This window comes from Ruegeria sp. BI12 (genome assembly GCF_056537985.1).
The window spans coordinates 465,178-491,772 of sequence record NZ_JBQFSL010000001.1 but is presented as its reverse complement, the minus strand read 5'-3'; the positions used below and the strand labels follow the sequence as shown (position 1 = coordinate 491,772).

Here is a 26,595-nt window from a genome sequence, read left to right as displayed (position 1 = left end):
TTATTTGATCTAGCGCACCGATACGGCCTGTGCCAAGCCGTATCGGCAGAAATCCACCTGCAAGTGCAGCTTGATCACGAGAATTTATAGTCGCGAGGGAAGCCGTAGGGTGCCTTTTTGCCAACACTGGCCCTTTTGGCCAACCACTGTGACATGTCCGCCTCGTGCCGGGTCTTGTCTCCACCCATGGACCATTTCAGGCCCTCTTCCCAATTAAAGGTGGTGACGTCAGACAGACCGCCATCCAGTTCCAGCGTTCCTTGCCGTCCGCGCGCCATATTATATTTTTGCAGGCGTACGCCCTTGCCGCGTCCCATTTCCGGCAGCTCGTCTACCGGGAACACAAGGAATTTGCCGTTCTGGGACACCACCGCGACGTGATCGCCTGAAACCGGTTTACAGATCATAGCCGTCTCGTCGCCCTTGACGTTGAGCACCTGCTTGCCGTTTCGGGTCTGAGCCAGCACGTCATCCTCGGGCACCATGAAACCGTTGCCTGCATCCGAGGCGACCAGAAGCTTGCGCCCCGGCTTGTGGATCAGGATGTCGATGATCTGCGCCTCATTCGGCAAATCGACCATCAGGCGCAGCGGTTCTCCCATACCTCGCCCACCGGGCAGGTTGGCGGCGCTGAGCGTGTAGAAGCGACCGTTCGAAGCGAAGACCAGTAGTCGATCAGTCGTTTCGGCGTGGAAGATGAAGCGCGGGCCGTCGCCATCTTTGAACTTCAATTCGCGTTTCAGGTCGATGTGACCGGTCATCGCGCGAATCCACCCCATCTGAGAGCAGACGACCGTGATCGGTTCTCGGTCAATCATCGCCTCAAGCGGGACTTCCTCGACCTGTCCGGCTTCCGCAAATTGCGTGCGACGGGCACCGCCCTCATAGTCCTTGCCAAAGGTTTTCTTGGTCTCTTTCAACTGCTCTGAGATCTTTGCCCATTGCAGGACCGGATCAGCCAGCAGGTCTTCGAGATTGGCACGTTCCAACATCAGCTCATCGCGTTCGCGAACCAGTTCCATCTCTTCCAGACGGCGCAAACTGCGCAGGCGCATGTTGAGGATCGCGTCGACCTGAACCTCGGACAGCTCGCCCTCACCCGGCTTGGGCGAAACATAGTCGGCTTCGCTGGTGGCACGGATATGGTCGATTCCCCAATCCTCGCGCATCAGCGCGGCTTTGGGGTCGTCGTCGTAGCGAATGATGTCGATCACACGGTCGAGGTTCAGGAAGGCGACGATAAAGCCCTCCAGCACCTCCAACCGGTGGTCGATCTTCGCCATGCGGTGACGCGAACGGCGGATCAGCACCTCTTGCCGGTGATCGAGGAAGGCGCGCAGCACCTCCTTCATCGAGCAAACCTTGGGTGTCACTCCGTCGATCAGCACATTCATGTTCAGGCTGAACCGTACCTCAAGATCCGAACTGCGGTAGAGCATCCCCATCAACACCTCGGGGTCCACGTTCTTAGACCGTGGCTCGAGAATCAGACGGATGTCATCGGCAGATTCGTCGCGCACATCGGCAAGGATCGGGATTTTCTTAGTCTGGATCAGCTCAGCGATCTTTTCGATCAGTTTCGATTTCTGAACCTGATAGGGAATTTCGGTGACAACAATCTGCCACTGGCCGCGCCCAAGATCCTCGACCTCAAACTTGCACCGCAGGCGGAACGAGCCGCGCCCGGTGCGGTACGCCTGGGCGATGTTCTCGGGCGGCTCAACGATCACGCCGCCGGTCGGAAAGTCCGGACCTGGAACATAGTTCAACAGTGTGTCGTCGCGGGCATCCGGTGTCTTGATCAGATGCAGACAAGCGTCGCAGAGTTCCGAAATGTTATGCGGCGGAATATTCGTCGCCATGCCCACGGCGATGCCACTTGCACCATTGGCTAGCAAGTTCGGAAACTGCGCGGGCAACACGACCGGCTCGGTCAGCGTGCCGTCATAGTTATCGCGGAAATCAACAGCGTCTTCGTTAAGACCCTCAAGCAGCGCCTCGGCGACGATGGTCATCCGTGCCTCGGTGTATCGCGAGGCCGCCGGGTTATCGCCGTCAATATTGCCGAAGTTCCCCTGCCCGTCGACCAGCGGGTAACGGACGTTGAAGTCCTGCGCCAGACGCGCCATCGCATCGTAAATCGCGGCGTCGCCGTGCGGGTGATAGTTGCCCATCACGTCGCCGGAAATCTTGGCAGATTTACGAAACCCGCCCGATGCACTGAGTCGAAGCTCGCGCATGGCATACAGGATTCGCCGGTGAACCGGCTTCAGCCCGTCGCGCGCATCGGGCAAGGCCCGGTGCATAATGGTGGACAGAGCATAGGTCAGATAGCGTTCGCCAATTGCGCGGCGCAGTGGTTCAGCTATCTCGCCCCCGCCTTCGGGGGCCTCCATATTGGGGTCGTCGATCGTATCGTTCATATATGATGTGATACGCCGCAAGCGCGCGCTGGTAAAGCAAGCTGAGCGCATTTTGCTGGGGACAAGTCGCGCTTTTTGCAACAGGGGGAGATAAGCCCCGGATTTCCCCGGTTTTTCGACACAGGGCCGGAAATATGCTAAGCTGGCTTCATTAGACTGCTGCCTATTTCTTGTACCTAACGATTGCCGGGGGATGCGCCATGACGCGCCTTATTGTTTTGACTTTCGCTGCACTGGGTTGGTGCTTTTACGTAATGAGCGGAGGATCCAATTTCGAACCGCGCGGTGTGCGGAGCGATCAGCCTGCGCGCGTTGCCTCTGCATCACAACCAGTGGCGGTCGCACCCGCTAAGGTTGAGGAACTTGTTACCAATGTCGCGGCACGCACCCCATCTGTGCGTGCACAGCCGCAACCCGAAACAGAAGAAATTGTGCAGATCGTGGCCGAACCTGCCAGCCTGCAGGTGCTATCGGGCATCTCAGTGTTCGACGATCAGAGCACAAGCATTACGCTCGCCTCGCTGGAAGATGGCATCACGGGGTTGCGTCAGACCGATGAAACGCCCCTTCCGGACACTTCTGATGCCACTGTGATTCCGGAACCTGAAAAGGACATCCGCGAAATCTCGGGAACGCGGGTCAATATGCGCGATGGGCCCGGCACCATCTATCCAATCATCGGTAAAGCGGCGATCGGACAGAAGGTCGAGGTACTGAGCGATTCCGGGACCGGTTGGCTGCGCCTACGCGTGTTACCCGAGCAACAGGTCGGTTGGATTTCGGCCTCACTGGTCCGAAAAGTGCAAAACTGACGCTGCACCGTCATTGTCCTGACCCCAACCTCGCAATAGCTTTGACCTGAATTGAGGGTCAGGAAGATCATGCAAAAAACCATTCTTATCACCGGCTGCTCGTCCGGCATTGGCCTGGATGCGGCACACGGTATGCGTGCGCGCGGCTGGCGAGTCTTTGCGTCCTGTCGCCAACAGCGCGACTGCGACCGGCTGCGGGCGCAAGGCTTTGAAAGCCCTCGCATCGACTATACCGACGCTGCCAGCATCGCCTCGGGCCTGACCGAAGTGCTTGAGGCCACCGGGGGCACTCTGGATGCGTTGTTCAATAACGGTGCCCACGGCCTTCCCGGTGCGGTTGAGGATTTACCGACCGAAGGGCTGCGCGCGATTTTCGAGGCCAACTTCTTTGGCTGGCATGAACTGACTCGTTTGGTGATTCCGGTCATGCGTGCGCAGGGGCATGGCCGAATCGTGCAGAACTCGTCCGTACTGGGTCTGCTGGCCATCCCATGGCGCGGTGCCTATGTCGCCACGAAATATGCCATCGAGGGTTTGACCGACACGATGCGCCTTGAACTGGCCGACACCGACATCAAAGCGATCCTGATCGAACCCGGCCCGATCACATCGAAAATCCGCGAGAATTCGATCCCTTTCTTTGAACGTTTCATCAATTGGGAAAACTCAGCCCTGCGGGAAAGGTACGAGTCTTCGCTGTTGAAAAGATTGTATGAATCGTCGGGGCCGGACCGGTTCGAACTGCCTGCATCTGCGGTGACAGAAAAGCTGGCCCACGCGGTCGAATCAAAAAAGCCGCGCGCGCGATACTATGTCACGACACCGACCTATATCGCCGGCTACCTACGCCGCCTTTTGCCGACCCGCACCATCGACCGTATTCTGTCGGACGTCTGAGGCGAAATAACCCGTTCGCTTTTCATGTACATGAGGCTAGATGATAGCCCAACGAAACAAGAAACGCGGACGGTGTGCTTATGGACCTTTTGATGGTCATTTTGCTGTTGGCCATGGCGGCGGTTGTCGTCGTGCTGGCGATCGGCATCTCCAATTTCGGCAAAAGCGGCAAAGCTGCGGCGATGAAAAGCAACAAGATGATGCGCCTGCGCATCCTGTTTCAGTTCATTGCCGTGCTGCTGATCGTGCTCTACGTCTACCTGCGCGGACAAGGAGTTCAATAAATGGTCGTACTGAACAAGATCTACACGCGCACCGGTGATGACGGTAAAACAGCGCTGGGCAACGGTGAACGTGTTGCCAAATACTCGGGTCGAGTGGCAGCCTATGGCACGGTTGACGAACTGAACGCCTTTGTCGGCGTTGCGCGGACCGAGGCGGTTGGCGATGTCGATGCAGCGTTGGCGCGTATTCAAAATGACCTTTTCGATCTGGGCGCGGATTTCTGTCGCCCCGACATGGAAAAAGACGCCGAGGCTGATTACCCGCCCCTTCGCATCGTTGCATCTCAGATTGATCGGCTGGAAGCCGAGATTGACGTGATGAATGAAACGCTGGAGCCGCTGCGAAGCTTTATCCTGCCCGGTGGCTCACGTCTGGCGGCGCATCTGCATGTTTGTCGAACCGTATCCCGCCGCGCCGAACGACTGGCGGTCGAACTGACCAATATGGAACCCGTAAACGCGGTCGCGGTAAAATACCTCAACCGTCTGAGTGACTGGTTTTTTGTCGCCGCCCGCTGCGCCAACGAAAACGGTACCGCGGACGTTTTGTGGGTTCCCGGCGCCAACCGCTGAGCACTTTCAAAGCAATAAAATTTCACGCCGCTGCGTCAAAATACACAAAACGCGACGTCTCAAGTTCATGACGTGACGATTTTGCCCTGTTGCAGCATGAATTGAGACGCTATTCAGTCGTCCGAGAGCATTGGTGGAGTCGCGACGCGGCTTACCGTTTTTTGTGAGGAGCAAGCGCAAAATGAAGGTACTCGTGCCTGTCAAACGCGTGATTGACTATAATGTGAAGGTCCGCGTCAAAGCGGACGGTAGCGGTGTCGATCTCGCCAATGTCAAAATGTCGATGAACCCATTCGACGAGATTGCAGTAGAAGAGGCGATTCGCCTGAAAGAAGCGGGCAAGGCTGACGAAGTCGTTGCGGTTTCGATCGGCGTGAAGCAGGCGCAGGAAACCCTGCGGACTGCACTGGCCATGGGCGCTGACCGCGCCATTCTGGTTGTAGCCGCCGATGACGTTCACACCGATATCGAGCCGCTGGCCGTTGCCAAGATCCTGGCCAAAGTGGTCGAGGAAGAGCAGCCCGGAATCGTTCTGGCGGGCAAGCAGTCGATTGACAACGACATGAACGCGACAGGCCAGATGCTGTCTGCCCTGTTGGGCTGGAGCCAAGGTACCTTCGCGTCCGAGCTGGACATCGAAGGCGATAGCGCCAAGATCACCCGCGAGGTTGACGGCGGCCTGCAGACCATCAGCGTCAAGATGCCAACCATCGTGACTGTTGACTTGCGCCTGAACGAGCCGCGTTATGCGTCGCTGCCGAATATCATGAAGGCGAAGAAAAAGCCGCTGGACGAGAAAACCGCCGCCGATTACGGCGTCGACGTCACGCCGCGTCTGGAAATCGTCAAGACCGAAGAACCGCCGGCACGTGCCGCTGGTATCGTCGTGGGCTCGGTTGATGAGCTGGTCGAGAAACTCAAAGAAGCGGGGGCTGTGTAATGGCTGTTCTTCTTCTCGCAGAAGTCAACAATGGCGAACTGGCGATGGACGCCACTGCCAAGGCTGTCACCGCCGCAAAGGCGCTGGGTGACGTGACCGTTCTGGCCGCGGGCGGTTCTGCCGCTGCTGCCGGTGAGGCCGCCGCCAAGATCGACGGTGTCTCCAAGGTTCTGGTTGCCGAAGACGCATCGCTGGGTCACCGCCTAGCGGAATCGACCGCAGCCCTGATCGTGGGTCTGGCTGATGGCTATGAGCACATCGTGGCACCGGCAACAACCGACGCTAAGAACGTGATGCCCCGCGTTGCCGCCCTGCTGGACGCGATGGTGATCTCGGATGCATCCGGCGTGGTTGACGGTTCGACATTCGAGCGTCCGATCTACGCAGGCAACGCGATCCAGACCGTAAAATCGAACGACGCCAAGAAAGTCGTCACCTTCCGTACCGCGTCCTTTGACGCGGCCGGCGAAGGCGGCTCGGCTGCGGTCGAAACCATCTCGGTTGGCGACAACCCGGGCCTGTCCGAGTGGGTCGAGGACAAGGTTGCCGAAAGCGACCGTCCGGAACTGACCTCGGCTGGAGTTGTTGTCTCGGGCGGCCGTGGTGTCGGCTCGGAAGAGGACTTCAAACTGATCGAAACCCTGGCCGACAAGCTGGGTGCCGCCGTTGGCGCATCGCGCGCGGCCGTTGACTCAGGCTATGCCCCGAACGACTGGCAGGTGGGTCAGACCGGTAAAGTTGTTGCACCCGACCTCTATGTCGCTGTCGGTATCTCGGGCGCGATCCAGCACCTAGCTGGTATGAAGGACTCGAAAGTTATCGTTGCAATCAACAAAGACGAAGAAGCGCCAATCTTCCAGGTCGCAGACTTCGGACTGGTTGCAGACCTGTTCCAGGCCGTGCCGGAACTGACCGAAAAACTCGGCTGAGCACTCGCCTAGCTTTTTCATTTGAATTTTGAAAAGGCCCGCTATCTGGCGGGCCTTTTTCAATGCAGATTGCGTATTGGCCCCATCAATTCAGCCGCAATCGCCTGATGCGCCGCTGGTCCAATCATATGCTCTGCCATTGGCTGTTGTAGAGTACCAAACAGCATATCCTCAATCTCATCAGACCGTCCGCACACTTGTGCTTTGACGTCGACGGTGTCGGCGCAGAGCGTACTGACAGCCGCAATCATCTGATCCGTGACACCAACGTAGGCCAAATCAGAGGGATGCTCGCCCAATTCCCCTTGAAGCACCTGAAGACGCAAGAGGATCACAGGGGTTTCCAGACCTTGCAGGAATTCACCGATCTTCCGGATCCAGTTCCGGCGCAATTCATCCAGAACGACTTCAAAGCGTGCGTCGCGAATCTTATTCAGGCAGGTCATCAGGTGGCGCACGAAATGCACCTCGGTGAAGTCGATTTCAGGGTAGAGCCCAATCAGATCCTCGGTCGGTGCCAGAAACCGGTCATTACGCCTGCGATGAACGCGGTAGAAATGGTTGGACTGCCCCAGAAGTCCTGGCGCCTGCAGGACGCACAGATCTGCACCCCTTAGCAATTCACGCAGCGCTTTATCCTGGCACAGCGCTTCTACACCGCTGAACAGGCATCCAAAATTCAGGACCCGCATTTCAAGCCCGTCTTCGAGAATCGCTGGGAATGGCCTGTCGACGAAACGCCCGAATGTCTCATCCCCACCAACGCAGGCGGCATAAGGTTGATCCAGAACACGCCGCGTGCCGCGAAACCACATCCGCGAACCTTCGTACTGACATACCTCATGCCCGGGTCCCCCCGAGCTTGTTTGATGATAGCTCATATGACTCACCCATTATTCACCCGGTTGCCATCTTGCGGCCGCACGTCTTGAGAAAATCCTAATGTGCGCATTTGAAGCAAATTCGAACGGCCTGATCCCCTTGCCGCCCGCCCCGTTCTGTCGATACTGTCGCCGTATCCCGAGACACAAAGGCACCTGAACATGGATGTAAAATCGGTCGGAGTGATTGGCGCAGGTCAGATGGGCAATGGCATTGCTCATGTTCTTGCGTTGGCAGAGTATGACGTTCTGCTCAACGATGTGTCGCAGGACGCGCTGGATAGCGCCATCGCGACGATTGAGGGCAACCTTGCGCGTCAGGCATCGCGTGGAAAAATCTCGGACGACACGATGCAAGCCGCATTGGGTCGGATCAACACGACATTGGAACTGCCTCAATTAGGCCAGTCCGATCTGGTGATAGAGGCCGCAACCGAACGGGAAGCGATTAAGCAGGCGATTTTCGAAGACCTGCAGCCTCATCTTCTGCCCCATACGATTCTGACATCCAACACGTCGTCTATCTCGATTACACGGCTAGCGAGCCGAACAGATCGGCCGGAGCGGTTCATGGGGTTCCACTTCATGAACCCGGTGCCCGTAATGCAGTTGGTCGAGCTAATCCGTGGTATTGCCACGGATGAAGAAACGTTCCGCTCTTGCAAGGCGGTTGTGGACCGACTGGGCAAAACGGCGGCAAGCGCGGAAGATTTCCCGGCCTTCATCGTCAACCGCATTCTGATGCCGATGATCAATGAGGCCGTATACACCCTGTACGAAGGGGTTGGCAGCGTGCAGTCGATTGATCAGTCGATGCGGCTGGGCGCAAACCACCCGATGGGTCCACTGGAACTGGCGGACTTCATCGGGCTGGACACGTGTCTGGCGATCATGAACGTGTTGCACGACGGGCTGGCAGACACCAAGTACCGGCCCTGTCCACTGTTGACGAAATATGTCGAAGCCGGCTGGCTTGGGCGCAAAACCGAGCGCGGGTTTTATGACTACAGAGGTGAAACGCCGGTTCCAACGCGCTAGAGGGGGCCTGCCCCCTCACTCGGCATGTTATCAGCCAGATGAAACACGGCTCACGGATTGAGTGATTTGCCCAACGCCATTGTGCGCTTTCTGAGCCATGCCATGAAACCGCGCGGGTCACTTTCCAACAGCTTCATATCCTGATCCGAGATCGGCTCTCCGATCACTGGGGATTGCGGCTTATTGCAAGAGCGGACAATTTCGTGCAGCAACAGCCCTTGGCGTAGGATCGGCGATAGCTTGTTGGCAATCTGATAGGCACGCGAATTGCTGCCGGGGAAGAAAATCGGAACCACCTGCGCGCCAGACCGGCGAATCATCTTGGCGGTAAATACATTCCATTCCTGTTCTTGCGCAGGCCCGAACCAGTCATCCGAGGACATCACCACGCCTGACGGGAATAGCGCAACCACGCCACCTTCCTTCAGGTGTTCCATCGCTTTGCCGCGCATTTCTAGCATTTTGGTTTGAGCTTCAGGGTCGTGCGGGAAGGGAACAGGAATCATGAAAGAGGTCGCCGCCTCGTCCAACCCGGTCAGGACAGAACGGGTCAGGATACGATAGTCATTGCGAACTTGTCCGATCAGTTCGGCCAGAATCATACCATCGACCATACCATGCGGGTGGTTGGCCACGACAACTACGGGTCCGGTTTTCGGAATATTTGCAAACTGTTCCTTCGGAGTGGTGAGGTTGATGCCCATAACCTCAAGCGCGCCGCCCCAGAACCGCTGACCGCGATAGTATTCGTTCTTCTTCTCGAATTTGTTGACCATTCGCAGGATAGTCAGCTTACCCGTACACCATTCAATGGCGCGGATGGCTGTAGACGTCCAGGCATCGTCGAAGGAGTTCGCGTAGGTCAGGGTTCTACGGTCGTAGATTTCGCCCTGATCTTCCGTCCCGTCCACCACCGGGCCTGTCTTGGTCTCGTGCGTCGTTTCAGCCAATTCCTGGTCTTCCCGTTCTTCATGTCGCGACCGACAGGATCAGAACCCTTCGCCGAACTTGCCGTTCACAAGGGTTTCCAATGCATCCGCCAACGCCTCAGCATCCGGTCCGGACGTCTCGACGTCAATAGTCGTTCCGCGAGAGGCTGCCAACATCAAAAGACCCATGATGCTGTCGCCTGATGCAGAAAGCCCATCTTTGGACACCTCTGCCTGCGCGTCAAACCCTTCCACGACCTCGACCAACTTGGCAGAGGCGCGGGCGTGCAGACCTTTTTCATTGATTATTTTCAAGCTTCGGTTGGTCATTCTTAATCAATCCGGTCTTAATCCAACGTCACATTCTGGGCATTAATGTACTTACGTCCAGCCTCCATCGCCCGCCGGACCGCATCCCCGATCGGCAGGTGGCGACTTTTAGCCAGTTTGATCAGCATAGGCAGATTTGCCCCGTAAAGAATACGGCGATCCTGCGGTGTGCAGGCCTTGAGACTCAGATTCGAAGGGCTACCGCCAAAGAGATCTGTGACGACGACCACTCCGTCCCCGACATCGACACCGTCTGCGGCGGTGCAGATTTCCGACTGCTTGGCTTCCCGGTCATGGTCAGCCTCAATCGAGATCGCCGCCAGGCCTGGTTGCTTTCCGACCACATGTTGCATTGCGGCCAGATACTCCTGAGCCAGCCCGCCATGTGCTACGAGTACGATCCCGATCAATCCGGCCTCTCATTCAACGATCGACGTTCCATTTCGCGGTGCCTAATTGCCACTTGCTGCCCCTCCTGTGCAAGGGCCTTTGCGACCGCTTCTGCAGTTGCGACCGATCTGTGTTGCCCTCCGGTACACCCGAAGGCCACGGATAGGTGCGCTTTACCTTCGGCGCGATATGCCGGCAGCAGTGTTTGCAACAGATCGACAACGCGGTCGAAGAACGGTGCATAGTTTTCGTCTGACTGAACGTAGCGCGCGACATCCGGGTTTCGACCGTCTTCCGCGCGCAATTCCGCCCGCCAATACGGGTTGGCAAGAAACCTGCAGTCAAAAACCATATCCAACCCGTGTGGCAAACCCCGCTTGTATGAAAAGGACTCGATCGACACCGCTAAATGCCGGCCGCCTTCCGGAGCGAACCAGTGTTCGACCTCCTTGCGCAGCTGGTGAACGTTTAGCTGGCTGGTATCGATCAGAATGTCGGCGATTTCACGGATCGGGGCCAACAGCTCTTTTTCCTGCAGCACACCGGATTCTGGACCGGCATTGGCCGCAACGGGATGGCGCCGTCGGGTTTCCGAAAACCGGCGCAGCAGCACTTCGTTTCGGCAATCAAGATAGAGAATCGTGAGCTCCACCCGCTCTGTCCGCCGCAACCGCATCACAAGATCAATGAACCCAATTGTCGAGAAATCGCGATTTCGTGCATCAATGCCTAGGGCCATCGGCCGATCGTTTTCTGAACCGTCCAGCAAGCGCATCATCAAACCCATCGGCAAGTTATCGATTGCCTCGAAGCCCAAATCCTCAAGCACACGGATCGCCGTTGTACGCCCAGCACCCGAAGGGCCTGTGACCAGAACGATACGCCGTTGTTGTTTCATTTGCTGGGCCATTCCGGGTTCACACGTCCCATTTTCATCAATTGCATCAAAGCTGAGGCCAAATTGGGGACGCCATGCCCGCGAAGCAAGGGAACAGTTTGCCCCAGGGTTCGGATCGAGGTTGGATCAGGCAATCGCGTTTTTTCCTGAAGGTCAAGGTCCACCACATAGCGCAAACCCACGGGTCCCACCGGTGATGCGCGTAACAGTCCGATACCGCGGGCCTCAATTACGCCGCGGATGTTCGGGGCTGCATCAGCTGTCACCTCGCCGCCATTGCTTCGCAAAGCCACGCGGTCATCGCCAACAAGTTCAGCGCCCAAAGCGATCATCTGCAAGCCCAACGCGGACTTGCCCGCCCCTGATGCGCCGACAATCAGCAGACCCCGCCTACCAACTGCAACGCAGCTGGCATGGATTATGGCACTTTCCTGTTTTTCCAGATCATAGATTGTCGGGGCGCTCATGATTTACACGGGCAACCCGACAACAAAGCGCGCGCCCAGTGGGTCCGAAGTAACATCAGCGTCGGTCGGGCGGATGTTTTCGGCCCAGATCACACCGCCGTGTGCTTCGACAATCTGTTTTGAGATTGCCAACCCTAGGCCGGAGTTGTTTCCAAAGTGTTCAGCAGGGCGTTGCGAATAAAACCTTTTGAAGACTTTGGTCAGCGCCTGTTCCGGAATACCTGGGCCTGTGTCTTCGACCACGACCAGCACCCGGTTTTCGCGCCGCCGCACCCAAACGCGGATCGCGTCGCCTTCTTCGCAGAACGAGATCGCGTTGGTGATCAGATTGACAAAGACCTGCGCCAGTCGCGCCTCCAGCCCGTTTATTATGATTGGGTTGGACGGCAGATCGGTTACATAGTCGATCCCCTTGGCCCGTGCATCTTCACCCAGATACTGGCTGATATTGCCGACCAACTTCAACAGATCGAATGGCTGTTCTTCTTCCTTGACCAATTCAGCATCCAGTCGGGACGCGTTCGAAATATCACTGACCAAACGGTCCAGACGGCGAACGTCATGTTCGATTACGCCCATCAGTTTCTCGCGCTGGTCCTCCCGCTTGACCATTCGCAACGTTCCCACGGCAGACTGAAGGCTTGCCAAAGGGTTCTTGATCTCGTGCGCGACGTCAGCGGCGAATTGTTCGTTCGCGTCAATTCGGTTGTAAAGCGCGGTTACCATGCCACGCAACGCACGGCTGAGCAGACCGATTTCGTCGGGACGCGCGGTCAGGTCGGGAATACGGATGCGGCCGGGGTTCACCCCGGCACCCCGGTCCTTGCCCAGTTCGGCGGCCGCAGCAAGATCGGCCAGCGGATTTGCGATTGTTGAGGCGAGAACAAGGCTAAGTCCGATCGACACAAGAAGCGCGACGATAAACATCTGCAGGATGCGTTCCTGCGCCCGTCGGGCGAGGGCGTCAATCTCTCCGGAGGGGCCGGCCATGGCGACGGCCCCTACGGCGACACCATCCTGCAAGATCGGGGCGGCTGCTACGATTACCGTCTCGCCAAAGTCATCCTTAACGGCTTCCACCTGCATCTGTCCCTGCAACGCGCCGGGAACTATTGCCTGAACCCGCTGCGCCAGCGTAGGTGCTTCAGAAGATTCAGAGCCGGTGAACACGCGTGACAGGCCTGTCCAAACAGCGTTCAAGGCGTCACTGATCAGGGTACTGCCAGTTTGAATCTCGGATTCGGAAGCCAACAGGGCCGCCTGCTCGGATGCCGCGCCGCGCGCCCATCCAATCAGAGTGCCCCGCGCGTCGTAGACAAAGACCTCGCCGCCTTCGGGCAGAGTGAGACCCTCCAGCGTGTCTTTCACATCCAGCACAGTGGCATCCTGCGTCAAGCCAGATGCCGTCTGGCGCAGTTGTGCTTCGAACACATTACTGACCAGCTGCGCGTCCCCGATCAGGTTGCGCGCCGTCTGTTGAACCTGTTCATCACGGGAATCGTCGAGATACAGCAATCCAGCGACCAAGGTCACCAAAGCGATCAGGTTGAGGGTGATGATCTTGCGCGCCAGCGGCGAGCCGCGCATTGCAAAGAGGCCGCGGCGGCGGCGCGCACCCCGAAACTCGGCCGACTCGGGATCCTGCGGGATGACCCAATCATCCCCCAGAACGACATCACCGTCCCGCAATTCGCTGGCTTGTTCCGTATCGCGCACGAGACCCGGTTACCCCTAGTATTTGGCCACGCCTATTCTTCGTTGTACCTGTAGCCAATTCCATACAGTGTTTCGATCGCCGAAAACTCAGGATCGGCAGCGCGCATTTTCTTGCGCAGTCGCTTGATATGGCTGTCGATCGTTCGATCATCCACATAGACCTGATCATCATAGGCCACATCCATCAGCTGATCGCGACTTTTGACAAAGCCCGGTCGCTGAGCCAACGCTTGCAACAACAGAAACTCGGTTACGGTCAAAGAAACGTCCGAGCCCTTCCAACTGACCGCATGGCGCAGGGGATCCATCCGCAGATCACCGCGCTCCATTACTTTGGCGTCACCCGTGTTGGCGGTTGTCACATCGCCAGTTGTCGCCTCTTGCCGGCGCAGCAGCGCGCGGATGCGTTCGACCAGAAGACGCTGAGAGAAAGGCTTTTTGACGTAGTCGTCCGCGCCCATGCGCAGGCCGAGCACCTCATCAATCTCGTCATCCTTGGATGTAAGGAAAATCACTGGCATTTGGGTTTTTTGCCGCAAGCGTTGCAACAGGTCCATCCCGTCCATCCGCGGCATCTTGATATCCAGAACAGCCATATCGGGCAGCTTTTTGTTGAAAGCGTCCAGCGCTGCCTGTCCATCATTATAAGTCTCGACCTCGAACCCTTCGGCTTCAAGTGTCATGGAAACGGACGTCAGAATATTCCTGTCGTCGTCCACCAATGCAATCTTCGACATCGGGTTAACCCCTATTCCTGCTCACTCACGCAATATTTCTCTTATTAGTAAGGCATCTTTGTCGTTTTTATGGCCCCGAATCAATCCGTATCTGCGAATCGTGCGATTGTTGTCACACAGATGCGGCAAAAAAGCCGTTAATGCGCGCAGAAAAGTGCCTTGTTTTCCTACAGGAAATTAGTGGTGGCGCTAAACTTTGACTTGGTTGCGCTAACTGCGCCAAACCGTCCTGTTCATGCCCCAAACGACCATGTTAAGACCCGCCTATCCGCCGGGTTTTCCCGGTATACTGCCCCAAGAGCGCATCCCGGCCCATTCGCCGACGCGCCGCCACAGGAGAAGAAACGCATGACATCTGGACGGGTTAACCCGCAATTCCGCCTCGAAGATCAGGGCATCGAGGGTCTGGGAAATGTCTATTACAACTTCATGGAACCGGCGCTGATCGAAGAAGCGCTGAAGCGCGGCGAGGGCACCCTTGGTAATGGCGGAGCTTTTCTGGTCACCACCGGCAAATTCACCGGCCGTTCGCCCAAGGACAAGCACGTCGTCAAAACCGACAGCGTCGTTGACACCATCTGGTGGGAAAACAACGCCGAGATGACCCCCGAGGGGTTTGACGCGCTCTACGTTGACATGCTCGAGCACATGAAGGGCCGCGATTATTTCGTCCAAGATCTCGTTGGTGGTGCCGATCCGGCCTATTCGATCAACGTGCGCATGGTCACCGAACTGGCCTGGCACAATCTGTTCATCCGGCACCTGCTGCGTCGTCCCGATCGCGAAGATCTGGAAGAGTTCGTTGCGGACTTTACCGTCATCAACTGCCCCAGCTTCCAGGCCGACCCGGCCAAGCATGGTTGTCGCAGCGAGACGGTGATTGCGCTGAACTTCGACCGCAAGCTGATCCTGATCGGTGGCACGGAATACGCAGGTGAGAACAAGAAGTCCGTCTTCACCCTTCTGAACTACATGCTGCCGGAAAAAGGCGTGATGCCGATGCACTGCTCGGCCAACCACGCTGTTGGCAACCCGGTGGATACTGCGGTGTTCTTCGGCTTGTCCGGCACCGGCAAGACCACCTTGTCGGCGGACCCGTCGCGTACGCTGATCGGGGATGACGAACACGGTTGGTCGGATCGCGGCACCTTCAACTTCGAAGGCGGTTGCTATGCCAAGACCATCAACCTCAACGCGGAAGCCGAGCCGGAAATCTATGCGACAACCAACAAATTCGGCACCGTGATCGAGAACATGGTCTTCGACCCCGAAACCAAGGAACTGGATTTCGAGGATGACTCGCTGACCGCGAACATGCGCTGCGCTTATCCGCTAGAGTATATCTCGAACGCCTCGAGCAGCGCGCTGGGTGGGCATCCCAAGAACATCATCATGCTGACTTGTGACGCATTTGGTGTTCTGCCTCCGATCGCGCGACTGACACCGGCACAAGCGATGTATCACTTCCTGTCTGGCTTCACGTCGAAAGTCGCAGGAACCGAGCGTGGCGTGACCGAGCCTCAGCCTACGTTCTCGACCTGCTTTGGCGCGCCGTTCATGCCGCGTCGCCCAGAAGAGTACGGCAATCTGCTGCGCGACAAGATCGCTCAACACGGTGCAACTTGTTGGCTGGTGAACACCGGCTGGACCGGCGGCGCTTATGGCGTTGGCAGCCGGATGCCGATCCGCGCAACCCGCGCGCTGCTGACCGCGGCGCTGGAAGGTTCGTTGCGCGACGCCGAGTTCCGCAAGGATGCGAATTTTGGCTTTGACGTCCCGGTCTCCGTTCCCGGCGTTGCCGAAGTTCTGCTGGACCCGCGCCGCACTTGGGATGATCAGGCGGCATTTGACAAGCAGGCTGAAAAACTGGTGCAGATGTTTGCCGAGAATTTCGAGCAGTATTTGCCCTTTATTGACGATGACATCAAAGCCGTCGCAATCGGTTGATATCAAAAGGGGGCGGTTTTCGCCCCCTTCCTCCTCCCACAGACGAGTAACTGCGCGGTAATCTTCTTGTGGTTGTATAATGCACCTTGCATATACAAATTCATTGCCCGCTGCAGCAGATTGCAGTACTCCACTGTGTCATTATGACGTAAAAGCCCGGCGCTTTCGCACCGGGCAGGAAGTAAAAAGACCTTGGGGACACTCAATGAGCGCGCACTCACATTCGCGATTTGAGCAACCTAATCAGATATCTAGTGTAATCCATCGGGGATGGGTGTCAACATGAGACGTGCTGAAAAAATTCAGTTTCAGCGAGTTTCTAACTTTCGCTTTAGCGCGAAAGGCGACAGGGAAAACGACAGGTAAACAAATGACGGAAATCTCGAAACTGACCGAACTTCGCAAATTGATGCAGAGTATGGAACGGACGCTTGGCCTGGAACAACTCTCTCCGGTTGAGCGTGACATTTACTACGCGGCTGAAGAATTGTCTAAAGCCGATCAGGAAGTCCGTACGTTCGGTTTGATCGAGCATACCCTTGTTCAAAGCGTCTCGCGCCCGACATTTTTCCGTGCGCTGAAATCGCTGGTCCAAAAAGGTTATCTGTCCCAAAGCGGCAACGCCAACCGGGGGCGGTATATCGTACATGCGCCCAGGTGATGCCCCCAACCTGCGCGTCGATGGCTAAACCGCGTGCGCAGATGGGCCTCTGATACCTTCATCGCCTCATTGGCTTACGTAGTTGCATCTTTCCTCACGTTCGAGGTTTTGATGCCGCTGCAAAACGTGTTCTTTCCGGAATATCCAAGCCGGGCAAGCCTGTTATTCCTGCCCCATGGGGTTAGGGTTCTGGCGGCGTGGCTGCTGGGATGGCGTGCAATCTTCGCGCTGTTGCCAGGTGTCTTTGCCGTATTCGCGTTTCTAGGGGGAATGGATGTCTTTTTGCCCAGCAGATTGTTGGCGATCATCATAGCGGTCACAACTGTCCCGGCAGTGTTCTACATAATAAAGTGGGCCGGCTGGGACTTGTTTCCAAGATCTGATCGCAAACCCTGTTGGTTATGCGTCATGGGTGTAGGCGTGATTACGTCGGTTTTGGCATCGGCCATGACAAATATGAGCTTTGGCAGTTCAGGAATAGAGTATGTTGCCTATCTGATCGGCGATATCTCGGGTCTGTTTTTCCTGATGTTGGGGCTCTACTTCGCGTTTCGATTTATGGATCGCAGGGTTTAGCCCATCAGACCGCGGCGCAGCAGATTCAATCCGGCGGCCAGCAGAACAATCAACGTCACTTTACGGAACAGCGCCTGATCGATCCTCGACTGCAACTGCAGTCCCACCCACATCCCGGCCACCGCCGGAGGAATCAGCGCAGCCGAAAACGGCGCAGTATCGGCCCGCAAGATACCCGACCCCAGATGGGCAACCACGAGGGCAATCGCGCCCAGCCCATAGATGACCCCCTGCACACGCATTTGCGCCGCCTTGGGTGTGTTTAAAGCCGTCAGGTACGCCACCGTCGGCGGGCCCCAGATACCAGACATTCCGCCGACAAATCCCGCGACAGCCCCTATCAGAGCCTCAATTCGGGCCGATGGCTCTTTCAGAACCAATTTCACACCCAGAACCTGGATCAGAGCAAAGAACGTGACCGGAACGCCAATCATCAACAAGAAGGTCGTGGTCGGCACCAATGTTACAAGCTTGGCACCGGCCAAAAGGAACACCAGGCCCACAATCAGAAAAATGCGGAATTGTTTAATCGAAGTCACCGCCGCGGAAACGCCCTGGCCCAACGCCTGAAATACATTGGTAACAAGCGTCGGAAGGATGAGGCCTGCAATGGCCAGCTCGGGCGGCAAAAAGACACTCAACCCGGAAACCATAACCATCGGCATGGCAAATCCGACAATACCTTTGACCCACCCTGCCAAAAACGCAACGCTCAGAGCCAGCAGAAGATCCTGCGGGGACAGTAAGGAAAACAATGTCATGGCCCCGTGATATCATCCCTGACGAGCGCTGCACTGCAAAAATGCGCAAGTAATATTAGAACTTTTTCGTAACGTAATACGTATTTTTGTTGCGCTGCACGTGCAGCATGGTATGACCAGACGACACGGAAAAAGGACACGATTCATGGCCCATGACGGACAGGATATGACCCAGATGACGACACCTGCGATTTTGCCCGATCTTCTGACGCTGACCCGTGCGGCTGCACCCGCCGTTGAGACAGTTTTCGAGCTTGCCCGCGAGTCGGTTCGCGGCATGGTTTCCGCTGATGGCCGGGTATCTGGTGCTTTGATCGAAGCCAATCAAACAGCCGCTCACGGCCTGTCGTGGCTGGCGACATATTCACAGTCGCTGAAACAGATGCAACGCTGGGCCGAAGCGCTGGAGGCCGATGGCAAGTTCGGTGAGATCGAACAATTGCTGCACCAGATCGCATTTGGCGAATACCTGCATCAGGTCGCAGGCGGCATTCCGATGAACCAGAGCGAACTCGTGCGTCTTCAGGACATGGGATTGGGTTGGGACGCCCTATCCGGCTTTCAAATCCCCGAAATTCAAACGCTGATGGCGCAGGCCAATTCTCAGGCAGCCCGCACACGGCTGGTGGCTCTGATGGAAGATCAGGCCGGCGCCACTATGTTCGGCGCCTCAGGCCTGGATGAAGAACTCGAGATGATCCGCGACCAGTTCCGCCGCTATGCGGTCGAAAAGGTCGAACCCTATGCCCATGAATGGCACCTCAAAGACGAGCTGATCCCGATGGAAGTCATCGAGGAACTGGCCGAAATGGGTGTCTTTGGCCTGACCATCCCCGAAGAGTTCGGTGGGTTTGGCTTATCCAAAGCCTCGATGTGCGTGGTCTCCGAAGAATTGTCGCGTGGTTACATTGGCGTAGGCTCACTGGGCACTCGGTCCGAGATCGCGGCCGAGTTGATCATCGCGGGCGGCACCGATGAACAAAAGGCCAACTGGCTGCCAAAGCTGGCCAGCGCCGAGATCCTGCCGACCGCGGTCTTCACGGAACCCAATACCGGTTCGGACCTTGGCAGCCTGCGTACGCGCGCGGTCAAAAACGCGGAAGGTGATTATGAGATCACCGGCAATAAGACATGGATCACCCACGCGGCGCGGACCCATGTGATGACCCTGCTGGCCCGGACCAACCCGGACACCACCGATCACCGCGGCCTGTCTATGTTCCTTGCGGAAAAGACGCCCGGCACAGATGAGACCCCGTTCCCTACCCCCGGCATGACCGGCGGCGAGATCGAAGTTCTTGGCTATCGCGGTATGAAAGAATACGAACTAGGTTTTGACGGGTTCAAAGTCAAAGGTGAGAACCTGTTGGGCGGCGAAGAAGGCAAAGGCTTTAAACAGCTGATGGAAACCTTCGAAAGCGCACGCATCCAAACCGCTGCGCGCGCCATTGGTGTCGCCCAAAGCGCGCTGGATATCGCAATGCAATACGCGCAGGACCGTAAGCAGTTTGGCAAGTCACTGATCAACTTCCCGCGCGTGTCCGGCAAGCTGGCCATGATGGCGGTCGAGATCATGATCGCCCGACAGCTGACCTATTTCTCGGCATGGGAAAAAGATCACGGTCACCGCTGCGACCTTGAGGCCGGTATGGCCAAGCTGCTGGGCGCTCGTGTCGCCTGGGCTGCGGCGGATAATGGTCTGCAAATTCACGGCGGCAACGGTTTCGCGCTGGAATACAAGATCAGCCGCGTTCTGTGTGACGCGCGCATTCTAAACATTTTTGAGGGGGCTGCCGAAATTCAGGCACAGGTCATTGCTCGGCGTCTGCTGGGCTGACCGGAATTAGGTATCCCGTTTCCCCAACTAGACCCGGCCTTGTGCCGGGTCATTTTCTTTGCTCAACGCCCTGGCTTCAAATACATGACGTTCGATCTGTGACAAGAAAGAGACCCTTTCTGTGTCCTGTACAAAAAACTTCCCCCTTTGCTTTTGGCGGAAACCCCTTTAGGGCACGCTGCGACCCAGACCGGGCCGAAGGATGGTGACGATAGAATGACCCGACTATTTTTTGCGCTTTGGGCGATGATCGCAGCCCTGATACTGGGCGGTTGCGCCGCAACCCACCCTGTGGCGGGCCAGAGCGAGACAGACGAACTTGCGCTGGCGATCGAAGATCTTGGACCGCAAGTCGATCCGGCCGAAGCGCAAAAGGCCGCCAGCATCGCTTACTCCTACTCACAGCAACTGAAGCGGGATTGGAACGTCACCGACCCGGCGATCATCCATAACACCAAGGTCATCAACGGATTTCGGGAAAAGGGTTTGTGCAACGACTGGGCGCAGGCCATGACCCGCCGCTTGCAACAGGAAAACTTCCGCACTCTGGACGTGCACTGGGCTACGTCGCCCCCAACCGCTTTTCGGATCATCCACCATTCTGCCGCTATCAGCGCCAAAGGAGACACGATGAAAGATGGCATCATCCTTGATCCATGGCGCAACAGCGGTGCTCTGTTTTGGGATCAGGTATCTGAGGATACCAGATACAACTGGAGGCCACGCCTGGAAGTTCGCGACGAACTGATCAGTGGTGAGATCCCCTACTAATCTGGCCTCTCCGGTTCCCTCAGCGCCAACAAGACAGTAGGACACCCGTATGATGCGCCTGATCCTAACACTGCCCTTGATTGGCCTGTTTCAATGCGACAGGGACGAATCTATTGCCGCCTATGGCGCCGCGGACAAGACTTGGGTGCTGCAGGAAATTGACGGACAGCCTTTCGAGTCCAGTGCCATGCTGCGGTTCCCTGAAGAGGGCAAGATCGCCGGCAACGCCCCATGCAATAGCTATAGCGGCATCCTGAATGCACCCTACCCATGGTTTGAGATTCTGGATCTGACCGCAACACGCTCAGCCTGCGCCGGACTTGAGGCCGAAGGATTCTATTTCGCCGCGTTGATTGCGATGACACAGTCCGAAGTTTCCGGCGACGTGCTGATCTTGCGCAATGACGACGGGCACGAGATGGTCTTCAAAGCCGCCGAGTGAACTGATCCACAAACCTTGCCCGCGCCTCGGGCAAGGGGTTGTGGCCCAAGGATGGGGCAAGGTGGTGTTCCAAAAAGTAACCGGTGGTTTTTAACCCTGCGGCAATCTCGCCGTCCGGTGCCAAGCCTTCACCGCGCAAACACGGCGGCAGAGGCAACAGCTTATCCGCCCATTCCCCGGCTCCAGCGGCGCTGACGGCTCGACCAGTCTTTGGTGAGACATAAATCAAACCTTCAGTTGCCCCTGTAACCACACAGGTCGACAGGTCCAGGCCAAAACCCAATTCTTCAAGTAACGCCAATTCCCAGCGCAAGTATGCCAGCGGCCAGATATCGTCCTGCCCCAGCAGATCCATAAGCTGTTCCGTCTGTTTGTAGATGCTCGGGTGTGGCTCACGTTCAGGCAGACAAAACGACATGAGCGCAACCACGGCGTTCAGGCCGGCCAGCGCCATCCGCCCGGAAAACGCCGCTGCAGCGCGTGAACGAAGGGGTTCAACCTGGAATGTGCCAATATGCTCTTGCAACCGGGCGCGCCAAAGAACATCCAGTTGTGCGCCGGGTTGCAGGATCGGGGCGATCTTGCGACTTGTCCCTCCGCGCACGACGCCGGCATGCCGACCGTGATCTTCGGTGAACACCTCGATAATCGCCGCCGTTTCGCCGTGGCGTCTGGTGGTCAGCAGGATGCCGTGATCGCGCCAGTCCAAATCAGGCTCCTCTCATCCACAGCTCGCCCTTTCCATGCAACAAATCGCAAGGCGTGCGCATCCGCAAGAACCTTTGGACCTAGAAACGAGCCCGAAAGGCCACCCCAACCAGCGGCGCTGTTTCATAGCTCTGACGGCTAAGTTCCGTACCGTTCGCATCATCCAGCGTAAGACGGCCATCTAATTCGGCACCCGCGAATACGTTCAGCGAAACACCGGGGTTAGGGTTGTAGCCAAAGGAAACCACAACTGGAATGCTCTTGTCTTCGCCTATTCCGCTCGGGGCCAACCCATCCCCGTCAAGCCGGAACCGAATACGCTCGGACCTGGTAGACAGGCCTAGGGTCATTGTGTCGTTCAGCGCATAGCTGAGTGTCAGGCCTGGCCCCTGCGTTGCACCAATCCCCGAACCCGTATTCAGATTCCATCGATCATTGATATCCCAATCCACCAGAAGCGCCGGAAAGAAATCGACATCATCATCTTCGAGCTGAGAAAACGCCCCGAAGGCGGGGCCGATGGTCAGGTTCTCGCTTAACTTCCAAGCGATACCGGCGAAAACGCCATAAGTCCTGCCGTCCGATGCATCCGCGCCGCTTTGATAATCCCATCGGATCTGCGGTGACAAAAACACGCTGGCCGTGTTGCCGACACGAAATCGTACCGGGGCCGAGATTCTGATATCGCGGATATCCTCCCACGGCTGGTTGTTCGCCTGGCTGAAGTTGTAGTCGAAACGGCCGATGCTTGCCGAAAGCCCAACCGAGGTTCCACCATCCAGATTATACAAAGCGGTAGTTCGCAAAAACGCCCGGCTGGCCGAGAACTCTCCGCCGTCACTTAGGTCCGCATCACTTTGGTAGGCTGCCAACCCGTCTATTTGATATACCCACCCTAACCTTTGTTGCGCAAAAGCGGATGACGCTGTCACGCCCAAAACAAGGCACATTGAACAGCAGGTCAGAGCAAAGGTTTTCATCGTTTTTCAACTCGATAGGGCCATGTACGCATTCTCAGATAGCATTTTGTTGGACTGGATCAAACGGATGCAGTGAATGGAATTGCAGCGTGTGACAATGAAATCGAAGCCAGAGTCTCTGCGTCGGCAATTTGCTGAACTCCGAAGCGCCGACAATCGTACAATCTCAAACAAGCCGTATATCGTTTTCCGCCAAAACCTATGAATTTGACTAGGTCTCACCCAACACCGGCGCGCTTGACGCGACAGTCAAAACCGATGGCTGTGAGAGCTATTCCAACCCCTCTTCCCCCAATAAATGGCGCCCTTGCCGATCTTCAACTTCGATCACCCAAAGGTCGGGGTCAAAACTGCGTTGCCGGGTGATGGCATCGTCTACATCTGCCTCAGCACCGGATAAGAGTTCGACCCATTTGCGCTCACCGCTCATCAGATCAAAGCTACGCTGAAATGCAACAGCTTGCCCGTCCAGCGTGTTTAGTTTGACCAAAACAGCGCCCGCCGTGTCATCACCATGCGACACGACAAAAGCCGGGATTTCCTGGAAACGAAGTCGCGCCAGATAGGCGTGCACCCAGAAGTCGGCCGTCAGGCGAGTCATGCGTTGCCGTCTTTGAAGTCCAGCCCCATTTCCGAGTAACGCTCGGACTCTTCCAGCCAGTTCGGGCGGACCTTGACCTGCATGAACAGGTGGATTTTGCGATCCAGGAATTCTTCCAGTTCGGCCCGGGCCGCCTGACTAACAGCTTTGATCGTCTCGCCACGTTTGCCCAGCACGATGCCCTTGTGACCGTCGCGCATGACATAGATGACCTGATCAATCTTGGCGGAACCGTCTTTGCGCTCTTCCCAGTTTTCGGTCTCGACCGTCAGCTGATAGGGCAGTTCCTGGTGCAGGCGCAGGGTCAGTTTCTCGCGAGTCATTTCAGCGGCGATCATGCGCAGGGGCAAATCTGCAATCTGATCTTCGGGATACAACCACGGGCCTTCGGGCAATTCTGACGCCAGCCATTTGCGCAGATCGTCAACGCCATAACCCTTTTCAGCGGAAATCATGAAGGTTTCGGAAAACGGGTAGCGTGCGTTCAGGTCACTTGTCAGGGCCAGCAGCACCTCAGATTGGACCTTGTCGATCTTGTTGATCGCCAGCGCAATCTTTCGACCCTGCCCAATCTCTTCCAGACCCTCAAGGATGCGCTCCACCCCTTCGGTAATGCCACGATGCGCCTCGACCATCAGCACAACAACATCCGCATCTGCTGCCCCGCCCCAGGCTGCTGCAACCATGGCGCGGTCCAGACGGCGGCGAGGTTTGAACAGACCGGGAGTGTCCACAAAGACCAGTTGTGCATCGCCTTCCATCGCCACGCCGCGAATACGGGCGCGGGTGGTTTGCACCTTATGCGTCACGATCGAGACCTTGGCCCCGACCATGCGGTTCAGAAGGGTGGATTTGCCTGCATTGGGCTCTCCGATCAGGGCGATAAATCCGGCGCGTGTGGTCATGTGTCTGGCGATCCTGTTTGCAAGTGCGCACCCCTATAGCAGAAAGCCCCGGCGGGCCAGAGGGATTTGTCGCATTGCGGCCATGCAAAATCGGTGGCACGCCTCATCCAAGCCGCGCCAAATCCAGCCAGGCAACCATCGGAAAATGAGGCAAGACATGAAACGTCGCGAGTTTCTTTTGGGCAGCGGGGCCACTGCCGGCGCGCTGGGTCTGGGCGGTTTCGGGTTGGCGCAGGGGACGCCGGAGTTAACCATTCAACCGGCAAGCTTTGCCCTGCGAGATACGGTGACGACCGGGATGGTCAGCCTGTCCCCGAACGCGCCGCCACCGGTCTTGTACGGCAAACAGGGCGAGTTGATGCAACTGCCAGTGCGCAATACGCTGTCTGAGTATACCGCAATGCACTGGCATGGGATGCGGATCGGCAACAATATGGACGGCGTGCCGTACCTGACCCAGATGCCAATGGGCGAAGGTGAGATCTTCAACTACGAGTTCACGCCTCCGGATGCAGGCACCTATTGGTATCATCCGCATTGTATGACGATGGAGCAGATGGCCCACGGCCTGACGGGCGTCATGGTGATTGCCGAACCCGAAAACCCCGGTTTTGACAGCGAACAAGTGATCAACTTGCGTGATTTCCGGCTGGACGATGATGGTCTGTTTCTGCCGGCTTTTACTCAACGAGGCGCAGCACGGGCTGGAACGTTCGGCAACGTCCAAACCGCCAATTGGATACAAGGTCCTGTCTACGATCACACCGCGGGCAGCCTTGTAAGATTGCGAGTGGTGAATACGGACACAACGCGCATCTACAAATTACATCTTGAAGGTGGCGAAGCGCGGATCATCGCGTGGGATGGTCATCCGCTTGAGATCAGCATTCCAATGCCAAGCGCAGATGAGCCACTTCTGTTGGGACCAGGTCAGCGCGTGGATATTGCGGTTGCAATGCCCGGCAACGAAGGGCGCAGCGTTGCGCTGATGGCCAAACTGCCGGGTCAGCCACACAGATCCATGGCGCAGCTGCGCGCGATAGGATCATCGGCTGCACGAGGCCTGCAAGATTTGCGCCCCCTGCCTTTAAACCCGGTCTCCAAACCCGATCTGACCAACGCCGAACTGCAGGAATTTGTTTTTGGTTGGACCCCCGAAGGTGGTGAACCCAACAACGGGTTCTGCGGCTCGCTGGGGTATAACTTCTGGTCGATCAACCGCAAACCCTGGCCCGGTGACGCGACACAGGGTGTCGGTCCGCTCGCAACACTGGAAATGGGCAAAACCTATGTCCTGCGACTGCGAAATGAATCCCCGAACCTGCACCCGATCCACCTGCACGGGCTGGCCTTTGTCCCGCTACGGTCGAACCTGCGCAAATTGCCGCCCCTGATGACCGACACGATGCTGCTGCTGAAGGACGAGGTGGCCGAGATCGCGCTTGTCGCAGATAACCCGGGCGACTGGGCGTTCCACTGTCATGTCATCGAGCACCAGAAGACCGGGCTGACAGGATTTATCCGAGTGGTATGAGGGGCGCACCAGGCGCCCCCCTTTTTGGCTCAGCCGTTCTGGCGCTCAATCAGGCGCAGGACGGCAACCATGACGATCCCGTAAAGAACATGCCCGATCAGTGCGACCCATGTGATCGCCGAGAAGTTCAGGAAAGTCGGCAGACCGGACAAGGTCGTGATACCGCCCAAAGCAAAAACCCAAAGGCCAAACCCGTAGATAGCCGAGGCCACAAACATATGAACGGGGCCAAGTACCTTAACCCAGACTGGTTTGAAAATAAGAAACCACCCCAGCGGATAGGCAATCAGGCCCACAAGATAGAAATGCACGAAGAAGCCAAGAAAGGCATTGCTGGGCAAGCCGAGACTGGCCAGCAGGCTTTGCGCAAGTCCTTCGGGCGATAGATTGGCCCAGCCGATGCCGGGGCTGACAACCTGCCCCCAGAAATCGAAGGCGATCGTAGCGATGAAACCGGCGATAAACAGAAAGCCGATATTCACAGTAGTCAGTTTTGCGTTTTGCATGGAATGCCTCAACTCATTGTATCCATTTCGCTTTGCTCGCTTGTTCTTAGAAATGCGCCAAAGCGGATGATGTTCAGATACGCCCGCGACCCGAGGTCTGCCATAGGCCTCAAGTTAGATTG

At 57.0% G+C, this 26,595-nt stretch carries 29 protein-coding genes; 14 read left to right on the top strand and 15 right to left on the bottom strand.

The window, feature by feature from the left end; all coding sequences use genetic code 11:
* Window positions 1–74: 74 nt before the first annotated feature.
* A complete protein-coding gene (locus ACR0AK_RS02655) occupies window positions 75–2,423 on the bottom strand; it encodes a DNA topoisomerase IV subunit A (RefSeq protein ID WP_480792272.1) in 2,349 nt (782 codons plus the stop codon).
* Window positions 2,424–2,623: 200 nt separating this feature from the next.
* Between ACR0AK_RS02655 and ACR0AK_RS02650 the strand changes: the two genes are divergently transcribed.
* The 6 genes from ACR0AK_RS02650 to ACR0AK_RS02625 all read left to right on the top strand — a co-directional run bounded on the left by ACR0AK_RS02650 (window position 2,624) and on the right by ACR0AK_RS02625 (window position 6,858).
* On the top strand, window positions 2,624–3,235 hold the full coding sequence (locus tag ACR0AK_RS02650; RefSeq protein WP_254453027.1) for an SH3 domain-containing protein: 612 nt from the start codon (window positions 2,624–2,626) through the stop codon (window positions 3,233–3,235).
* A 69-nt stretch (window positions 3,236–3,304) separates the two neighbouring features.
* Window positions 3,305–4,132, top strand: a complete 828-nt coding sequence (locus ACR0AK_RS02645) for an SDR family NAD(P)-dependent oxidoreductase (protein WP_480792271.1) — start codon at window positions 3,305–3,307, stop codon at window positions 4,130–4,132.
* Window positions 4,133–4,212: 80 nt separating this feature from the next.
* The gene (locus tag ACR0AK_RS02640) at window positions 4,213–4,416 is read left to right on the top strand and encodes a twin transmembrane helix small protein (protein WP_170561180.1); all 204 of its coding nucleotides are present in this window, start codon (window positions 4,213–4,215) and stop codon (window positions 4,414–4,416) included.
* Window positions 4,417–4,989, top strand: a complete 573-nt coding sequence (locus ACR0AK_RS02635) for a cob(I)yrinic acid a,c-diamide adenosyltransferase (protein ID WP_170561181.1) — start codon at window positions 4,417–4,419, stop codon at window positions 4,987–4,989. It begins immediately after the preceding gene.
* Between the two features lie 181 nt (window positions 4,990–5,170).
* On the top strand, window positions 5,171–5,929 hold the full coding sequence (locus ACR0AK_RS02630; protein ID WP_170561182.1) for an electron transfer flavoprotein subunit beta/FixA family protein: 759 nt from the start codon (window positions 5,171–5,173) through the stop codon (window positions 5,927–5,929).
* Entirely contained in the window at window positions 5,929–6,858 is a 930-nt protein-coding gene (locus ACR0AK_RS02625) for an electron transfer flavoprotein subunit alpha/FixB family protein (RefSeq protein WP_170561183.1), read from the top strand. Before ACR0AK_RS02630 ends, ACR0AK_RS02625 begins: the two co-directional genes overlap by 1 nt.
* Window positions 6,859–6,917: 59 nt before the next feature.
* Here the strand turns inward: ACR0AK_RS02625 and ACR0AK_RS02620 are convergent, their stop codons facing one another.
* Window positions 6,918–7,739 (bottom strand): DUF6473 family protein, encoded by an 822-nt coding sequence (locus ACR0AK_RS02620; RefSeq protein ID WP_480792270.1) that lies wholly within the window; start codon window positions 7,737–7,739, stop codon window positions 6,918–6,920.
* Between the two features lie 162 nt (window positions 7,740–7,901).
* On the opposite strand from ACR0AK_RS02620, the gene ACR0AK_RS02615 reads away from it, so the two are divergent.
* Window positions 7,902–8,777, top strand: a complete 876-nt coding sequence (locus ACR0AK_RS02615) for a 3-hydroxybutyryl-CoA dehydrogenase (protein WP_480792269.1) — start codon at window positions 7,902–7,904, stop codon at window positions 8,775–8,777.
* 50 nt (window positions 8,778–8,827) lie between these two features.
* On the opposite strand, the gene ACR0AK_RS02610 is transcribed toward ACR0AK_RS02615, so the two are convergent.
* The 7 genes from ACR0AK_RS02610 to ACR0AK_RS02580 are packed head-to-tail and all read right to left on the bottom strand — an operon-like array spanning window position 8,828 to window position 14,244.
* On the bottom strand, window positions 8,828–9,727 hold the full coding sequence (locus ACR0AK_RS02610) for a lysophospholipid acyltransferase family protein (protein ID WP_170561186.1): 900 nt from the start codon (window positions 9,725–9,727) through the stop codon (window positions 8,828–8,830).
* 39 nt (window positions 9,728–9,766) lie between these two features.
* On the bottom strand, window positions 9,767–10,036 hold the full coding sequence (locus tag ACR0AK_RS02605) for an HPr family phosphocarrier protein (RefSeq protein WP_058273259.1): 270 nt from the start codon (window positions 10,034–10,036) through the stop codon (window positions 9,767–9,769).
* Window positions 10,037–10,053: 17 nt separating this feature from the next.
* On the bottom strand, window positions 10,054–10,446 hold the full coding sequence (locus tag ACR0AK_RS02600) for a PTS sugar transporter subunit IIA (RefSeq protein WP_170561187.1): 393 nt from the start codon (window positions 10,444–10,446) through the stop codon (window positions 10,054–10,056).
* On the bottom strand, window positions 10,443–11,324 hold the full coding sequence (gene rapZ / locus ACR0AK_RS02595; protein WP_170561188.1) for an RNase adapter RapZ: 882 nt from the start codon (window positions 11,322–11,324) through the stop codon (window positions 10,443–10,445). Before rapZ ends, ACR0AK_RS02600 begins: the two co-directional genes overlap by 4 nt.
* Window positions 11,321–11,791 carry an HPr kinase/phosphorylase gene (locus ACR0AK_RS02590; RefSeq protein WP_480792268.1) on the bottom strand — a complete coding sequence of 157 codons (471 nt, stop codon included), beginning with the start codon at window positions 11,789–11,791 and terminating at the stop codon, window positions 11,321–11,323. The genes rapZ and ACR0AK_RS02590 overlap by 4 nt, the downstream gene beginning before the upstream one ends.
* Window positions 11,792–11,794: 3 nt before the next feature.
* Complete coding sequence (locus ACR0AK_RS02585) at window positions 11,795–13,507, bottom strand: sensor histidine kinase (protein ID WP_480792267.1); 1,713 nt, start codon at window positions 13,505–13,507, stop codon at window positions 11,795–11,797.
* A gap of 32 nt (window positions 13,508–13,539) precedes the next feature.
* On the bottom strand, window positions 13,540–14,244 hold the full coding sequence (locus tag ACR0AK_RS02580; RefSeq protein WP_170561191.1) for a response regulator transcription factor: 705 nt from the start codon (window positions 14,242–14,244) through the stop codon (window positions 13,540–13,542).
* Between the two features lie 348 nt (window positions 14,245–14,592).
* Between ACR0AK_RS02580 and ACR0AK_RS02575 the strand changes: the two genes are divergently transcribed.
* The 3 genes from ACR0AK_RS02575 to ACR0AK_RS02565 all read left to right on the top strand — a co-directional run bounded on the left by ACR0AK_RS02575 (window position 14,593) and on the right by ACR0AK_RS02565 (window position 17,428).
* Window positions 14,593–16,191, top strand: coding sequence for a phosphoenolpyruvate carboxykinase (locus tag ACR0AK_RS02575; protein WP_480792266.1), 1,599 nt, complete (start codon window positions 14,593–14,595; stop codon window positions 16,189–16,191).
* A 370-nt stretch (window positions 16,192–16,561) separates the two neighbouring features.
* Window positions 16,562–16,852, top strand: a complete 291-nt coding sequence (locus ACR0AK_RS02570) for a hypothetical protein (RefSeq protein ID WP_058273655.1) — start codon at window positions 16,562–16,564, stop codon at window positions 16,850–16,852.
* A gap of 33 nt (window positions 16,853–16,885) precedes the next feature.
* On the top strand, window positions 16,886–17,428 hold the full coding sequence (locus tag ACR0AK_RS02565; RefSeq protein ID WP_368040284.1) for a hypothetical protein: 543 nt from the start codon (window positions 16,886–16,888) through the stop codon (window positions 17,426–17,428).
* Here the strand turns inward: ACR0AK_RS02565 and ACR0AK_RS02560 are convergent.
* Window positions 17,425–18,189, bottom strand: a complete 765-nt coding sequence (locus tag ACR0AK_RS02560) for a sulfite exporter TauE/SafE family protein (protein WP_170561193.1) — start codon at window positions 18,187–18,189, stop codon at window positions 17,425–17,427. The two genes, ACR0AK_RS02565 and ACR0AK_RS02560, sit on opposite strands and share 4 nt — an antisense overlap.
* A gap of 145 nt (window positions 18,190–18,334) precedes the next feature.
* On the opposite strand from ACR0AK_RS02560, the gene ACR0AK_RS02555 reads away from it, so the two are divergent.
* The 3 genes from ACR0AK_RS02555 to ACR0AK_RS02545 all read left to right on the top strand — a co-directional run bounded on the left by ACR0AK_RS02555 (window position 18,335) and on the right by ACR0AK_RS02545 (window position 21,239).
* Window positions 18,335–20,026, top strand: coding sequence for an acyl-CoA dehydrogenase family protein (locus ACR0AK_RS02555; protein ID WP_170561194.1), 1,692 nt, complete (start codon window positions 18,335–18,337; stop codon window positions 20,024–20,026).
* A gap of 216 nt (window positions 20,027–20,242) precedes the next feature.
* Window positions 20,243–20,797, top strand: a complete 555-nt coding sequence (locus tag ACR0AK_RS02550; protein WP_170561195.1) for a hypothetical protein — start codon at window positions 20,243–20,245, stop codon at window positions 20,795–20,797.
* A gap of 49 nt (window positions 20,798–20,846) precedes the next feature.
* The gene (locus ACR0AK_RS02545) at window positions 20,847–21,239 is read left to right on the top strand and encodes an META domain-containing protein (protein WP_480792265.1); all 393 of its coding nucleotides are present in this window, start codon (window positions 20,847–20,849) and stop codon (window positions 21,237–21,239) included.
* Here the strand turns inward: ACR0AK_RS02545 and recO are convergent.
* The 4 genes from recO to era all read right to left on the bottom strand — a co-directional run bounded on the left by recO (window position 21,223) and on the right by era (window position 24,433).
* Window positions 21,223–21,948 (bottom strand): DNA repair protein RecO, encoded by a 726-nt coding sequence (recO, locus tag ACR0AK_RS02540; protein ID WP_480792264.1) that lies wholly within the window; start codon window positions 21,946–21,948, stop codon window positions 21,223–21,225. The two genes, ACR0AK_RS02545 and recO, sit on opposite strands and share 17 nt — an antisense overlap.
* A gap of 79 nt (window positions 21,949–22,027) precedes the next feature.
* A complete protein-coding gene (locus tag ACR0AK_RS02535) occupies window positions 22,028–22,927 on the bottom strand; it encodes a hypothetical protein (RefSeq protein WP_480792263.1) in 900 nt (299 codons plus the stop codon).
* 271 nt (window positions 22,928–23,198) lie between these two features.
* On the bottom strand, window positions 23,199–23,528 hold the full coding sequence (locus tag ACR0AK_RS02530) for a DUF1491 family protein (protein WP_480792262.1): 330 nt from the start codon (window positions 23,526–23,528) through the stop codon (window positions 23,199–23,201).
* Window positions 23,525–24,433: a GTPase Era gene (gene era, locus ACR0AK_RS02525; protein ID WP_480792261.1), complete on the bottom strand. Its 909-nt coding sequence runs from the start codon at window positions 24,431–24,433 to the stop codon at window positions 23,525–23,527. Before era ends, ACR0AK_RS02530 begins: the two co-directional genes overlap by 4 nt.
* Window positions 24,434–24,590: 157 nt before the next feature.
* Here era and ACR0AK_RS02520 point away from each other — a divergent pair, with 157 nt between their 5' ends.
* The gene (locus ACR0AK_RS02520) at window positions 24,591–25,967 is read left to right on the top strand and encodes a multicopper oxidase family protein (RefSeq protein WP_480792260.1); all 1,377 of its coding nucleotides are present in this window, start codon (window positions 24,591–24,593) and stop codon (window positions 25,965–25,967) included.
* A gap of 29 nt (window positions 25,968–25,996) precedes the next feature.
* Here the strand turns inward: ACR0AK_RS02520 and ACR0AK_RS02515 are convergent, their stop codons facing one another.
* On the bottom strand, window positions 25,997–26,473 hold the full coding sequence (locus ACR0AK_RS02515) for a hypothetical protein (RefSeq protein ID WP_480792259.1): 477 nt from the start codon (window positions 26,471–26,473) through the stop codon (window positions 25,997–25,999).
* Window positions 26,474–26,595: the final 122 nt, after the last annotated feature.

Bases quoted from the DNA above. Each gene is read 5' to 3' on its own strand.
- ACR0AK_RS02630 (WP_170561182.1), top strand. From the start codon at position 5,171: ATGAAGGTACTCGTGCCTGTCAAACGCGTGATTGACTATAATGTGAAG.
- ACR0AK_RS02560 (WP_170561193.1), bottom strand. From the start codon at position 18,189: ATGACATTGTTTTCCTTACTGTCCCCGCAGGATCTTCTGCTGGCTCTG.
- ACR0AK_RS02530 (WP_480792262.1), bottom strand. From the start codon at position 23,528: ATGACTCGCCTGACGGCCGACTTCTGGGTGCACGCCTATCTGGCGCGA.
- ACR0AK_RS02545 (WP_480792265.1), top strand. From the start codon at position 20,847: ATGATGCGCCTGATCCTAACACTGCCCTTGATTGGCCTGTTTCAATGC.
- ACR0AK_RS02625 (WP_170561183.1), top strand. From the start codon at position 5,929: ATGGCTGTTCTTCTTCTCGCAGAAGTCAACAATGGCGAACTGGCGATG.
- era (WP_480792261.1), bottom strand. From the start codon at position 24,433: ATGACCACACGCGCCGGATTTATCGCCCTGATCGGAGAGCCCAATGCA.
- ACR0AK_RS02590 (WP_480792268.1), bottom strand. From the start codon at position 11,791: ATGAGCGCCCCGACAATCTATGATCTGGAAAAACAGGAAAGTGCCATA.
- ACR0AK_RS02615 (WP_480792269.1), top strand. From the start codon at position 7,902: ATGGATGTAAAATCGGTCGGAGTGATTGGCGCAGGTCAGATGGGCAAT.
- ACR0AK_RS02520 (WP_480792260.1), top strand. From the start codon at position 24,591: ATGAAACGTCGCGAGTTTCTTTTGGGCAGCGGGGCCACTGCCGGCGCG.
- ACR0AK_RS02655 (WP_480792272.1), bottom strand. From the start codon at position 2,423: ATGAACGATACGATCGACGACCCCAATATGGAGGCCCCCGAAGGCGGG.
- ACR0AK_RS02535 (WP_480792263.1), bottom strand. From the start codon at position 22,927: ATGAAAACCTTTGCTCTGACCTGCTGTTCAATGTGCCTTGTTTTGGGC.
- ACR0AK_RS02650 (WP_254453027.1), top strand. From the start codon at position 2,624: ATGACGCGCCTTATTGTTTTGACTTTCGCTGCACTGGGTTGGTGCTTT.
- ACR0AK_RS02605 (WP_058273259.1), bottom strand. From the start codon at position 10,036: ATGACCAACCGAAGCTTGAAAATAATCAATGAAAAAGGTCTGCACGCC.
- ACR0AK_RS02555 (WP_170561194.1), top strand. From the start codon at position 18,335: ATGGCCCATGACGGACAGGATATGACCCAGATGACGACACCTGCGATT.
- ACR0AK_RS02575 (WP_480792266.1), top strand. From the start codon at position 14,593: ATGACATCTGGACGGGTTAACCCGCAATTCCGCCTCGAAGATCAGGGC.
- ACR0AK_RS02515 (WP_480792259.1), bottom strand. From the start codon at position 26,473: ATGCAAAACGCAAAACTGACTACTGTGAATATCGGCTTTCTGTTTATC.
- ACR0AK_RS02640 (WP_170561180.1), top strand. From the start codon at position 4,213: ATGGACCTTTTGATGGTCATTTTGCTGTTGGCCATGGCGGCGGTTGTC.
- ACR0AK_RS02620 (WP_480792270.1), bottom strand. From the start codon at position 7,739: ATGAGCTATCATCAAACAAGCTCGGGGGGACCCGGGCATGAGGTATGT.
- ACR0AK_RS02580 (WP_170561191.1), bottom strand. From the start codon at position 14,244: ATGTCGAAGATTGCATTGGTGGACGACGACAGGAATATTCTGACGTCC.
- ACR0AK_RS02645 (WP_480792271.1), top strand. From the start codon at position 3,305: ATGCAAAAAACCATTCTTATCACCGGCTGCTCGTCCGGCATTGGCCTG.
- rapZ (WP_170561188.1), bottom strand. From the start codon at position 11,324: ATGAAACAACAACGGCGTATCGTTCTGGTCACAGGCCCTTCGGGTGCT.
- ACR0AK_RS02635 (WP_170561181.1), top strand. From the start codon at position 4,417: ATGGTCGTACTGAACAAGATCTACACGCGCACCGGTGATGACGGTAAA.
- ACR0AK_RS02550 (WP_170561195.1), top strand. From the start codon at position 20,243: ATGACCCGACTATTTTTTGCGCTTTGGGCGATGATCGCAGCCCTGATA.
- ACR0AK_RS02570 (WP_058273655.1), top strand. From the start codon at position 16,562: ATGACGGAAATCTCGAAACTGACCGAACTTCGCAAATTGATGCAGAGT.